The sequence below is a fragment of the Sporocytophaga sp. genome (assembly GCF_017745095.1).
Classification (GTDB): Bacteria; Bacteroidota; Bacteroidia; order Cytophagales; family Cytophagaceae; genus Sporocytophaga.
On sequence record NZ_JAGHZZ010000043.1, the window covers coordinates 1 to 13,553 of the forward strand.

Here is a 13,553-nt window from a genome sequence, read left to right on the forward strand (position 1 = left end):
CTGTCCTATTTTTGGGGAGGGGTACAAAACCAGCTAAACTATGATGATCCTCTTATCCATGCGATGACTATCGCGGTGAGCATTGGTGTACCTCACTGCAGTTAACTACTCTGAACAATATCAGAGCTTCTTCTCTCCTCTTTGACTTTTTATAATGCAGGAGAACAAATGAAATAGTAAACTTTTAAAACCAGCTAAACTATGATGAGATTAAAAAATCGACGACTACCTGAATGATGTTTTATAAATACTATTGGCATCGAGGGAGGTGTCAATAGTGTTTTACACATACCTCTATCTACTCAGGTCGCAATTTGAAACCTTTTATCCTCTTGAGAAAGGATATTATGCCCAGTTTATTGATTAATTTTATTCTTCATTTTTTCAATTGACTTATTTAAAATTTCATGGAACAGTTTAAATAAATGACCAGTAATTACAGGAGGTTTAGAATTGACTTTGACTTTAATTTTTTTATTTAGCTTTTCTAAAAATGATAATTCATGATTTAATTCTATATATAAATCATTGTATCTATCTTTAAAAAAGAAAATCAAATCATGAAGTTGCTTATTTGAAAGGCTTAATATCCTAGAATAAAAATTATTGATATTAAAGTCTTTTAAGATTGGTGATAATGCATATTTCTCTTTTGCATTAGAAAGAAAATTATTGTAATCAGAATAAAATAATTTTTCCATTCTCAAATAATCTTCTTGTTTAAGCTTCAGCTTTATTTCATTATTAGCATGAATAATAGCATTTTTAATTTTTAGTAATTGAATACGGTGGATATCGTCACTTTGAATATCAATAAAACTTTCAATCGGTATAGGAAATGATTTAATATTTTCTTTTGCAGACACTTTATGTTTTGCCTTTTCTATGCCTTTTACAATTCTAGTTGCCAATTTATCTGGGTCATATTTTAAAGGATTCCCTAATTGAATTGACAGTCTAAATATAGCTAAATAGTCTAGTAATAGATAATCACCTTTATCTGAATAAGTCAATAGCTCTCTTACTAAAGAAATGTATTCTTTGTTTTCAAGAGAAAGATAACTAGGATAGGTTAATTTATTTGTTATTCGGTATTGAGGTAAAATTGCGTCTTCCTTTAATTGATATAAATCCTTTACTTCAATTTCAAATTCTGAAAAAATAAAAAGGCTACCTCCTGTTATATGGTTAAATATTGAATTAAAGAAAAAATAATTTCCGTCTGAATAAAATTCTTTAATAAACCCATCTTTAAACAAATTGTCTTGATTAGAAAGAACTTCATTTGGAGGAGAAAATAGTTGCTCTAGAGAAGGTAATTTTAAAGTATTTCCAGTTGAATAAAAATCTAATAACCTTTTATTCGAATAAGATATTTTACCTTTACGATAAGGAATTGATATGGATAATGTAAACTGTAAAGCTCTTGTTAATATTTCTTTCTTTGATTTTTTAATAAATTCACTAGTAGTACTATTTAATTCAATTTCCGAATAAATGCGCATAAAGGAATTTAACCCAAATATTAATGTTCTTAAGTTATTCTCATCCTTTTTTATTATTTGTAAAATAAGACTTTGATGCTCTTGTAAAAAACTTGAATAAGTAGGAAAACCAAAATATTTATTTTTTATGATGGACAAGCAAATATTCTCAATGTTAGGCCTAAACTCAATTGTTACACCAATAATCTTTTCTTTAATACATTTAAACTGTTCTTGCTCAATTTTATCTTCATTAGCAATAATTAATACTTTTATAGGGTTATCTTCTAGTAAAGAATTAATAAAGCCAATCAGCTCTTCAATGTTTAAATCTATACTTATTCTTTCTAAATCATCAAAACATATTACTAAAGAATTATAAGGTATCCAATTTTTTTTATCAACTTTTAAATCTTCCATTGAAGATAAAAAGTCAGACAAAAAACCATATCCCTTGTAAATTAGTATTCCCTTTATTATTAATTTACCTATAGCGCCGCCTAATTTTAACTTTTTATCTTTTAGAAAGTCGTACAAAGCAAAGAATATTTCCGACTGCAGTTCATCTAATGAATTTATACCAAAGAGTGATATCCTTATTGGTTGGTAAAGTATTGATGCATCATCTATAGTAGGAGTATTCTTTATTATTTCAACCAAGTTATTTTTATAATAAAATGTCTTTCCCGTCCCCCAACTTCCTGTTAATAGAAGTGCATGATTGGTATTTACTTTTAAATATTCCTCAACAATTTGATCTAATTTTTCCATAAATAAACTTTAATCAAAAGACCAATAATTCTGCACGTAACTTTGCACTATCCCTTCAACCTTTGGTTGAGAAGTCCTTTTTGACTTCAACTTACAAATGATTTGAAAGGTAATAATTTGCGGATCAAAAATATGAATTGTGACCTCACCCTAATCTTCAAACTCTTCCTTTTTTCTATTCTGTCTCTGAAACTCTACAATCCTTAAATAATGATCAGCCACTCTATTAATTAAACCAGCAACTTTAGGAAAACTAAAACTAACAGAACTTGCCAATGCTTTAAAATTCTCTGCTTTAACTTTTTCAAGTTTACCTTCAATATCACCACTTATTAAGTGCTTAATTCCTCGTCCTTCGATAATACCTGAAACAAACCCATTATCTAGTTCTTCCTTTTCTAGCTCCTCTATAATTTCACAAAGCTCTTCGTCAGGCCATTTTCTTGAGTGCTTATTTTCATAAGTCTTACCAAGAATTTTCCCTATTTGATACATTCCTCTATTCCTTCTGTCCTTCTTAGAACATTCTTCAATTGCCAATAATATCCATCTTTTTAATTTCTCATAATCCATCCCATCTTGAGTTTCTCCTGGAAAGTCATCCCATAGTTCTAAAAGCTTTTTCGCTCTTAGACCTCTATTTTGAACAAAGCTTATATCTAATCCACTTATTTCTTCATCTGGAGCACGATTCTCTGGCAAATAATTAAAACTGATGATTTCAGCAAAAAATATAGGATTGGATTTCAATTCAGGAATAAGGTACTTTACAGGTCTCTCATGGTGATAGTTTATCAGAACATCAAGATAATACCACTCTAGTCTTTGCATCTTTCTGTCTTCAACCTTTTCCTCATCCAGTCTCTTAAATAATTCTTTAATCGACCAACCAATGGAATGAACTTTGACATCCTCCTCTATTGGATTTGTAACTAGCCCTTCAAGAGTTTCTATAATTAAATTTACCGGTGCTTCTTTCCTTTCATACCTAATAAGATCTATACTTGTCAGATACCGTTTATACTTGTTCAACGTCTTGATGCATCGAATCTGTTCATCAGTATTATATAGATGAAAGAAATTTCTGTATCCCCTTTTCGTAAATGCACCTTTCCAATATTTCTCTTCACACTCGCCATACTTTTCCTCCAACAAATCCCACAATTGAGAAGTAGCATTAACTGAAAGAAAAAAATCAATCAAAACATTTGAATTAGATTTAGACATTCCGTCTGCAATATTTCTTATCCAATCAATTCCTCTTATATCGCTTAACTTTCCAATATAGCCAACTGCAAGATAATGTAATGCATTATAATCCGTTGAAAGATGTTCCATAATTTCTTTTTCCAACGATTGTTCAACATCAGCTAAATAAAATCCAACTCTCTCTGGTAAATCAACTTTACTTGCCAAATCTTTAATCCCATCCAACCCTTTATTGCGCAATATAGATTTTAACAAGTTAAACCTTTTTTGATCTGTAAGTGCTCTAGCTTGCTCATAAGTCAAATCCTCTGTTCTTCGATTATCAATAGTATCAACATTAAAATACCAATAATACCTATCCACCTCATTTGAAGTAATCCTAGTATAAATATTTTTTAATTGATTTAACTCATCAAGTTCAATCGCCCATTCTTCTTCGGAATAATCATCATGCCTTTGAATAAATTCTCTAAGCTTTTCTATTAACAAAGAAATATTTCCATCAAAGTTTTCAACTTCAGATAATGCACTAATAAGTTTAATTCTATTCTCTTCTGTATAATTATCTATGAACTCAATTATTTCTGCCCACATCTTTGCTTTACACCCAACTAATTCTATCAAATTTTCACATATAAATGATAAATTTTCATTGTATTCCTCTGTCGACGCTTTAATATAACTATAATCTCTTAGCCTCCAGATTGGTTTGTAATTATAGGAGCCAAAGCCATGATGATTTGGCGATATAGCCTTTAATAATTGAAAACCGACTGAAGGCCTTTTTTTAATCAAAGTTTTGATAACCTGATGTCTTACTGTGATACTCGCATATGTTTGAGGTAACCAAGGCAGGAAGATATGCTTTAAGGTATTTATTGGTCTATTACTTAGTTTACTTCCTGAATCTAGTAATACTAGATCAGCCAAAACTAAAGATACTCTCGTTAGATAACTTTGCTCCCATGCTAAAGATTCAAGTGCCCATAAAATATGAGTATGATAGGAAGGTGTAAAAAGGTCATAATTACTGTCATCAAACATTGCTGATATAACATTGGGTTCTTTTTTAATTAAGCCTTCAAGGCAATTTAAAAAAGAATTTGGTGAAACTTCAGCTAATATATGTAATTTGTTCTGTATAGATTGCCAAAAGGAAAGCTGCTTATTTTCTAATAATTTATTTACTATTTCATCAGCCCATTTCTGAATTGAATAATTGACATTAATACCACTATTTTCTCCATGAACCGCTAAAAGGAGTAAAGTCTGACACAAACCTTCCCTTAACCACTCGGAATATTTTATGCTACTCTTTTTAAACAAAGCTGCAGCAAACCTCAATTTAGGTTCTAAATCCAACGCAGGATTTATTTCTCCGAGTACTTCAAAAAATACTTTTTCAAATAAATCCAGGTGTTCCTCTGTTATAAATTTAGCCACTACATAAAGGAAGTCATATTGTGAAACAAGTCGCCAATACTCGCCTATTTGATAAATTGGTGTGTCTGAAATAAGAGACCATCTCTTTAATTTAATCTTATATAAATGAAATTCTTCTCTGGAAAATTGTTGAACCAAACTTATATCCCCCTCCTTATATTCATTAAACTTCTGAATAAAGAACATAGGTAATAAGGCTAGTTCATCATTACCTTCGTTCCATTCAACCCTTCCAGGGGAATTAGAAAAAAGTCTTCTTAACACTGTAAAACTTCTACCACACTCCTTGCATAGGTTACTGGATTTATCTCTATCTAGGCCTGAGTTCACAAGAGATTGAGTAAAGTTTGACCATTTTGGAATCGGAATAGATATGCCGTTACTCTTAACTTTAAAGCTAATTATAGTAAAAACAACATTAGAGCCAACTTCACTTGCACTAATAAACTCATCTGCTTCTGATGAATAAATTATAAATAGTCCAACATTCTGGGAAACAATTTCTTTAAGTGCTTCCTTTGAATATATAATTAAGGCTTTTGAAGAAAAAATTTCTGCTGTAATTTCATCTTTGTTAAGTGCTGAAGCTATAATAAATCCAATTGCTTCTTCTTTTGAAGAAGCTTGAATTTCAATAACTCCCGATGTAGTCTCAATTAAAAAGTCTTGAATTTTTTGTTGTTCTTCAACACGTCCAGAAATTATTAATTCAGGAGTAAAATCCAATTGAGGATTGGCTGTCCAATGCTTCCAAAAAGCGGTAGATGATTCTATGTTTTTAGTATATACTTGCAATTCCTTAGCAAGCCAAGAGCCGACTGAAGAACACTGCTCTATCCAGCACTCAAGATCATCCCCATCATATAGTTTTACATCTCGCCAATAAGCAGTTAATTTCCGTTCCTCTATCCATTTCGCTTTATTACTCACTCTTCTTGGAGTAACAAATATAAATGTTGCTTGAGTATAATCCTGATCACACAAATTATTTCGTTTAGCAAAATCACTATTCGCCTTTTCTTTTGCCTTAACGTTTCTTCCAAACTCCCAAAACGAAAGCCCCTTCGGCACATACAGGCTTTGAATATCACAAACACAACGGCCATCCCAACCTGGCTTATAAATACTATCACCACTAGGAATAGATATTTCTAATAGGTTTTTATTGGATGCAATTATTAGCCTCCTTATAAGCTCTGGTAATAGTCCTTCGCATTCTTTTTTATCTGCCCATTGAGATAATTTAGTTGAATCAATCCATTTCATAAATTCAATCAATAAATAAAATCTTTTTAATAGGAGGATAAATAGACTTGCCTTGTAAATAATCACCAATTATTAAAAATAAATCATTCATATAGCCAATTGTATTTCAGAATTTTTTTCTAAGATATTTGTGGGTATCATCTGTCTTTAGTTATGACAATTTAAAAAAAACAATATAAAAAATTTAGCCAATTTTATTTCAGTCTTTTTTTAATGAATGGCAAGTGAGTCAATTTTGATATCTTCTAAATTGTCAATGTAATTTCCAATAAACAAATATTTAGCTTTAAACTTAGACTTAGTAAGACCCTTGTGTCGTCCTAAAAAAAGTTTACAGTTTGGATTGGTAATCCGATTATAAATTTACACTTTTTTATTAATCCTAAAATCGCTTTACATTTGATCATCGGATGAAGCGGAATCAGGCTCTGCTGAGGAGCAACCTGCCAGGATTAATCCGGTCAGATAGCATAATTAATCCGATTATGGGTTTACACCTTTGTCGGATTATTTTTTTAAATGCATTCTGTAATGCCCTCCTCCCCGACCGGTGTCTGCACCGGACGGAACCATATAGTCCTCGTTTGCTTTTCCACAGACTTGGCTAATTAAAATAAAATTAACGAGGATTCACGAGAATAGCGATTGCATCGCTATTCTCCTCCCCGGCCAGTGTCTGCACCGGACGGAATCTTTCCAAAAGTACTGCATTAAATAATACTGGATCACTTTTTTATATTTACAATTCCTTTTATTTTTGAATTTAACCAGCTGCTCCGTGGTCCGTCCCCTGACAGCCCCCCTCTGGCTGAAGTCTTTTGACTTCTGCCCCCACATGAGAGAAAGTTTATTAACTTGCGGATTGTAACGACAAATTCGGAATAACCATTGTATTTACTTCTAGACCAGTGGCACATTAGTGGCTTGTATATAACAAATGCAAACCTACATATCCAGCTATCTCAGATTGTACTGCTACAAGGGAACGTCAGCTGATTTTTCCAGGTGCGTTACTAAAGTCTTTTATTTTTTTTTAGTTGTATACCCCCCCGCCCAATGAGCTTGATAGAATTCGAAAATCCAGATAGATTCAAATTCACTATCAATGGCTTTATTATGATAATAAGAAAATATACCTTCACCGATATCTACTTTATATAAAGTTTCGTAATCAAAATATGGAAGTTCTTTAAACCAATGTGTCTTAATATTAACATTGTCTCCTAATATAGACTGATAGTGGTGATAGAAAAGCCCTCTAATAATCCTTTCAATTGTAGCATCATGAGCATTACTATCCCACAAAACTGAATAACCTCTATCATAAATTAACCCTGATTTTGTAGCAATGTGGACTGGTTGCATTTTTTTTATTACTTCCATTCTTAATTTTCTATTGTGTCTAAGTGTTCCCATTGTCCCTTCCTTGAAAAATTGATTTCCAGTTATTTGTTGTTTGCCGACATGTAATCCAAGATACAATTTAAATCTTTCGTCTAACTGGGAAGCTCCTTGATTACATAATAAGCATGAAGGAACAGTAATTAAATTACTAGGTCTAGGCTTTATGAAGATACCCTTCGGTGGAATATGATCTTTCGTTGCAGCCTCATTCTTGCCACATATGGCACAAAGAACAGGTTCTATAAGAGACTTTTTGAGCATTACCAAATATAATTTCAATTTTAAAATTGTTCAATAAGGAAAACGACTTTTATGGAAGTCATTATGGTAGGACTATTACCCCAGTTCTGGCTTAAGTCTCTAATCCGTGCCCTCGACCGGCCACTTTTTCTTATACTAATTTCTACAAATCTATGAGACTTCAAATTAAAGACAGCAAGTAATTTTGGGAGGAGTGTCAATGAAAATGTGATGGCCTGTCGGGGGACAGGCCACGGAGAAGGTTAAACTGATAGTTGAAGCCCTTCTGGCTGAAGTCTTTTGACTTCTACCTACTGTGTCGTCCTAAAAAAAGTTTACAGTTGAGATTGGTAATCCGACTATAAATTTACACTTTTTTATTAATCCTAAAATCGCTTTACATTTGATTACCGGATGAAGCGGAATCAGGCTCTGCTGAGGAGCAACCTGCCAGGATTAATCCTGGTCAGATAGCATAATTAATCCGATTATTGGTTTACACCTTTGTCGGATTTGTTTTTTTATGCATTCTGTAAATGCCTAAAAAAACCTTTATTCTGTTATTATTTCTTTTTCCTTTTTCCAATGTCGTTTCAATATTCCACTCTCAGCATGAGCTCTTTCCGGAGTCAATAAATCGCAACTAAGGTGAGGCCTCTTTTCGTTATAAATCTTTACTGCTATGTCGATTTCAGTTTTAGCCTCTTGATAACTTTGATATTTTTTCTTTAATAATTCTTGTTTCAAAATGCCATTTAATCTTTCGGCCATAGCATTTTCATTAGGATCTCCATTTTGAGTCATGCTAATTCGTATGGATTTCTTAGACAATAAATTTGTATAAGCCATGCTACAATATTGTATTCCTCTATCAGAATGATGTATAAGATTGTATACTTCAGGAAGTTGAAGAAAAGCCATGTTTAATGCCATAATACAGCCTTCTGTACTAAGATTTTCTGAAAGATTATATCCTACTATTTTTCTGGAATAGCCATCTTATATTAAGGCGAGATAAACATAATCGTCACCAGTAGAAATATAGGTAATATCAGAAACCCAGAGCTGATGAGGGCCTGAACAGATAAAATCCTTAAGTAAATTATCATATTTGCGATACCAATGCTTTGAAAATGTAGTTTGAGGAGTTCGTTTTCTTCGCCTTACCAGCATGTTATGAGAGGCTAATAAATCGAATAAAGCATCCCTGCCCATTTTTATCTGATGCTCTATTAAATCATTTTGAATTATTGAAAGTAGTTTTCTGGTACCTAGCTTTGGTTGATCTTTTCGTATCGCATTTACTAAGTTCAAAACGATATGTGCTTCAGTGCCTATATCGCTCATATGCCAGCAATATTGATAATATGCTTGCCTAGTGACACCAAACAATCTGCATAACCTAGCCAGCCCTAATTTGGGATATGCATTTTTCATCATCGTGATCGTTTGGTGCCAGACTTTTTTGCTCCGTGGTCTGTCCCCGACAGGACACGGTGTGGATAGGATTAGGACCAGGAAAGTTTCTCCTATCATGAAATTAAGGCTTTATAATGCTAAATAGATTGCCTCTTATTTCTTATTTTTACATTTAAGTCGTATTTACCATGAAAAATTTTACACAACTTCTATTAGGAATCCTATTTATACCTCTTGAATTAAGCGCTCAGTTTAAAGCAATTCATGCAGATAAAACAGTCTTTTTTTATTCTAAAGTTAACTTTATTTCCGACTTTGTTCCTGTTAAAATAGAAAACCAAAAAGTTGTCAATGGAGATACGATATTATCTAATTATAGAAAACTGAGTTTTTCGAATTCTGATAACTTTGCTTGTTCAGTAACTAACAAAGGATGGGCTTGGACAGGTAAAGATATTATTCAAACCAAGGACCATCGAGAAATTTTTACAAATTCAGAGGACGAGTTTATTTTTTTTCATACAAATGCAGTTATAAATGATTCCTGGATTTTCTGGTCTTCTAATGATCGATTTTTTGAGGCTACAGTAACTAAAAAGGAACTGGAAACATTTCAGATACACAAGGACCAAGTAACTGATTCAGTGCTGACCATATCTATCAGCTTAAAAAAGAAAGATGATAATAGTCCATTAAACCATTCATTTAATGGAAAAGAGTGGAAAATCAGTAAGCGCTATGGATTTATTAAAGCATATAATCTATATAACTTTCCGGAAGATGTGAAAGAGATGTTGTTGGCAGGTGTCGAAGAATTAAATCTTGGAGTTAAAAATTTGACAGAAAAAGACTTTTTCTCTTTTGAAATAGGAGACGAATTACATATTAAAGAGGCCTCAAATAGCGGTGATTTTAGTGAAAGTAAAATCATTCAAAAAGTACTAGATAAAAAAATTAATTCAGGTAATGATTCGATAATTTATAGTTTTTTGGTTTACAAAAATAGTAAACTCAATTACCCTCCATCTATTATTGCAAGCACTGATACCATCTCTTTACCTGTTGCAATAACTCCGGGATTAAATAGATTAAACAGTCTGCCTTTAAAATCCATTACTATCGATGGGCAAATTGCTTATACCACTCAATTTATAGATTCCAAAACTTCTCATGTTGCCAAGACTATAGCAAATGAAGGTATAACCTATTCTGCTGATGACCTGGACTCATGCTTTGCATTAGCTCTTACTAACGAAGACTATGATTTCTACTTAGAGGGTTTAGGTGGACCGTATTATGATTATTTCATAAATTGGTATTCTTCCAGAGAACTGGTGTATTACAAAAAAGGTTCTGACGAATGGGGTGTACCTTTTTACCTTGTAACAAACCTTTCTATAAATAAACTAGCAGCAACAATTGACATATTCCCTAATCCAGCTACAGACAAGCTTAGTATATCCTATGAAGCTCTTCAGAATTGTTTGTATAAAGTGTATAACATTGAAGGAAGGGAAATCCTGAATGGTACATTCTCCGGAACAGAAGAGGCTTTGGATCTAAGCAATTTTAAAGCGGGCATTTATTCCATCATGCTCATGAAAGAGGGAAATGTTATTTTCACTTCCAGGTTTGTTAAAAATTAAATCCTCTGGCTTAAGGTATAAACCCCCTCTGGACTAAGTCTGATTACTCTGGCTGAAGCCTTCTGACTTCTGCCCACAAATGAGAGCAAGTCTATTGACTTACGGTTTCAAAAGCAGACAATTAAAATTCAAGATAACCTTAAAAACCACTAACTCTTAAATACCCTCTCCAGCTGGCCCCATTTGTGTCGTCCAGAAGGGGAAACTCAAGTGAAAACGTAATAAATAGTTGGAAAACTACTGTTGCAAGTAGATTAGGTAAAATAATAAATGATGAGAATACTGACTTTAAAAGTAGATTAGCAAAAATTAATGGTTTCCTCGGAACAGAAATTCATGAATTAAATAGCATATGTGAAAGTAAAAAATATTTTGCTATTTAGAATGGCATCTGAAATATTAGATAGTACCAAAATTAGTTTATCTGACATTAACGTTAGCTTAATTGATCCAGGTGCTTGGTTTTATAGTTGTTACTGGAATCCGACTTGTTACAATTGCCATGCTGTACCTCCTTTTAATGCAGAAGCTATCGTTAATGCATTTGTTGATTCAAAAAAAAATCGAGCGATGGACATCGAGCAGCAACTTAACTTGCAAAAAAAATCATTGCTTATACAAGCAGATTACGTTCGACTAATTAAATTATTAATAGATAAAGTAAATAAAATTGGCATTAATACAATTAGTTTAAAATAGTCTTCCAATATTAACAATAACTAAAAAAGACAGGTCTAATCTGTCTTTTTTAGTTAACCAGTAAATTCATTCTCCTTTTAACGTAAGTATTCTGTCTGATAAGATTATTCTTCAAATATAAATAGCCCCGATAAATATCGAGGCCATTTTTGAAAGATTCTTGAACTTAAGATGTATCTGCCTTTGAAACCACAAGTCAATAGACTTGCTTTCATTTGTAGGCAGAAGTCAAAAGACTTCTGCCAGAAAACGGGGTAACAGACTTAACCCAGAAAGGGCATTTATTTAATGCCGCTTTTCATTCTCGGCACACCACGCGACAGCCCACTGGTTAATTTCTAACCTGAACACCCTTTAACTGACATCCACATGGGTCTAAATTTATTTTTTCTAAAACTTCAGTTCTAAACCTCTTTTCAATTATTTCTTGCTCAGATTTATCCAGTTTGTTTACGTCCGGCCATTTGTCTTTTTGGTTTAAACGTAGTACAGAACGAACTGCAACATAGCTAGGTTTTGTATATATAGTATCTTTTAATTTATCTTTAATCAATGTAACATAATACAAATCTTCATGGAAGTCTTTTTGTCTTGAAAAATAAAATACAACTCCACTTAATTCACCATATCCAGCCACATCCCAAAAATCCCATTTTTTCAATTTATAAGGAATCTCATATTCTGGATGTCTAATTTTAAAAGAATCTAGACAAGATTGAAGTTGACCTCTTGTGCAATCAAATTGATAAGTTTTACCTCCACCCATACCTAAATCTTCAAAACCATAACACGAAAACAACAAGAATAAAGAAGAGGTAATCGTAATAATGTTCATTGCTCTCATATTTTTATTTAATTTTTGATTCTAATTTTTTAATCCGGATATCGTAACCTTCAATAATTTCATTTTGCTCTTTTAATGCTTCAATTAAAATTGGAATTAATTTATAATAATCTACCATTTTAATACCATTCTTATCTGTATGAACTAAAGAAGGGAAACTTCTCTCTATTTCTTGAGCGATCACCCCAAAATCTGAGAGTTTAGTATTATTAACAAACAAAGTATCTTTCCAATAATAATTATAACCATGAATTAATTTCAAGCTTTTTTATTGGATCTTCTATTGGTCTTATATTATCCTTTAAGGAACTATCACTATAAAAAAGTGGTGCAATTGAATTTGGATCTTCAGCATATACTTTTCCTGACTCTTTTATCAACTCAATGCTTCAAATGCTTGAATCATGGCCCCATATAGTCCTCGTTTGCTTTTCCACAGACTTGGCTAATTAAAATAAAATTAACGAGGATTCACGAGAATAGCGATTGCATCGCTATTCTCCTCCCCGGCCGGTGTCTGCACCGGACGGAATCTTTCCAAAAGTGCTGCATTAAATAATACTGGATCACTTTTTTATATTTACTATTCCTTTTATTTTTGAATTTAACCAGCTAATAATTATGGATAATTTTTTATTAAAGGAACGCCGTATCTCCCAGATGAATCTTGAGAAAGTTTACTATTGGACACCATTCTCTCTCCCGATAAGTACAAAGAATTCATTATCGATCTAATGAAAGGACAAATAGAGAAAGGATTGGTAACCATTTATTGTTTTGTCATAATGCCAAATCATCTTCATTTGATATGGAAACTAAACAAGTTAAACCGAAAGGAAAACCAGATTACAGAGAATACTTTGGTTAAGTAGTGATTGAAAAATTTCGTCCGGTGCAGACACCGGCCGAGGAGCAAGAGATCAACAGACTTCGCCCAGAAGGACAAACAGACTTAGCCAAGAGGGAGACAGCTTGGATGTTCTCATTCTTCAATAAGATTACAAAACTTGAGTTTTTTCAAAATGACTGATTTAAATCTCTTTTCGATTCGAATATTTTCCTCTTCACCCCCCATAGTCCTCGTTTGCTTTTCCACAGACTTGGCTAATTAAAATAAAATTAACGAGG

Annotated in this window: 8 protein-coding genes and 1 pseudogene; 2 read left to right on the plus strand and 7 right to left on the minus strand. The window is 32.5% G+C overall.

What is annotated here, in order from left to right; genetic code table 11:
* Window positions 1-356: 356 nt before the first annotated feature.
* From J7604_RS25945 to J7604_RS25965, 5 genes and pseudogenes are all read right to left on the minus strand, one after another.
* The gene (locus J7604_RS25945; RefSeq protein WP_293903201.1) at window positions 357-2,255 is read right to left on the minus strand and encodes a P-loop NTPase fold protein; all 1,899 of its coding nucleotides are present in this window, start codon (window positions 2,253-2,255) and stop codon (window positions 357-359) included.
* A gap of 150 nt (window positions 2,256-2,405) precedes the next feature.
* The gene (locus J7604_RS25950) at window positions 2,406-6,173 is read right to left on the minus strand and encodes a hypothetical protein (RefSeq protein ID WP_293903204.1); all 3,768 of its coding nucleotides are present in this window, start codon (window positions 6,171-6,173) and stop codon (window positions 2,406-2,408) included.
* Between the two features lie 1,023 nt (window positions 6,174-7,196).
* Entirely contained in the window at window positions 7,197-7,856 is a 660-nt protein-coding gene (locus J7604_RS25955; RefSeq protein WP_293903207.1) for a hypothetical protein, read from the minus strand.
* 513 nt (window positions 7,857-8,369) lie between these two features.
* Window positions 8,370-8,804, minus strand: a pseudogene (locus tag J7604_RS25960) (transposase); the annotation flags it as partial.
* A gap of 12 nt (window positions 8,805-8,816) precedes the next feature.
* Window positions 8,817-9,353, minus strand: a complete 537-nt coding sequence (locus J7604_RS25965; protein ID WP_293903210.1) for a hypothetical protein — start codon at window positions 9,351-9,353, stop codon at window positions 8,817-8,819.
* Window positions 9,354-9,424: 71 nt separating this feature from the next.
* Between J7604_RS25965 and J7604_RS25970 the strand changes: the two genes are divergently transcribed.
* On the plus strand, window positions 9,425-10,882 hold the full coding sequence (locus J7604_RS25970; RefSeq protein WP_293903213.1) for a T9SS type A sorting domain-containing protein: 1,458 nt from the start codon (window positions 9,425-9,427) through the stop codon (window positions 10,880-10,882).
* 354 nt (window positions 10,883-11,236) lie between these two features.
* On the plus strand, window positions 11,237-11,581 hold the full coding sequence (locus J7604_RS25975; protein ID WP_293903216.1) for a hypothetical protein: 345 nt from the start codon (window positions 11,237-11,239) through the stop codon (window positions 11,579-11,581).
* Window positions 11,582-11,912: 331 nt separating this feature from the next.
* On the opposite strand, the gene J7604_RS25980 is transcribed toward J7604_RS25975, so the two are convergent.
* Both J7604_RS25980 and J7604_RS25985 read right to left on the minus strand, forming a co-directional pair.
* A complete protein-coding gene (locus tag J7604_RS25980) occupies window positions 11,913-12,425 on the minus strand; it encodes a hypothetical protein (RefSeq protein ID WP_293903219.1) in 513 nt (170 codons plus the stop codon).
* Between the two features lie 4 nt (window positions 12,426-12,429).
* Complete coding sequence (locus tag J7604_RS25985; protein ID WP_293903222.1) at window positions 12,430-12,687, minus strand: tail fiber domain-containing protein; 258 nt, start codon at window positions 12,685-12,687, stop codon at window positions 12,430-12,432.
* Between the last annotated feature and the right edge of the window lie 866 nt (window positions 12,688-13,553).

Bases quoted from the DNA above. Each gene is read 5' to 3' on its own strand.
- J7604_RS25970 (WP_293903213.1), top strand. From the start codon at position 9,425: ATGAAAAATTTTACACAACTTCTATTAGGAATCCTATTTATACCTCTT.
- J7604_RS25980 (WP_293903219.1), bottom strand. From the start codon at position 12,425: ATGAGAGCAATGAACATTATTACGATTACCTCTTCTTTATTCTTGTTG.
- J7604_RS25965 (WP_293903210.1), bottom strand. From the start codon at position 9,353: ATGATAGGAGAAACTTTCCTGGTCCTAATCCTATCCACACCGTGTCCT.
- J7604_RS25945 (WP_293903201.1), bottom strand. From the start codon at position 2,255: ATGGAAAAATTAGATCAAATTGTTGAGGAATATTTAAAAGTAAATACC.
- J7604_RS25950 (WP_293903204.1), bottom strand. From the start codon at position 6,173: ATGAAATGGATTGATTCAACTAAATTATCTCAATGGGCAGATAAAAAA.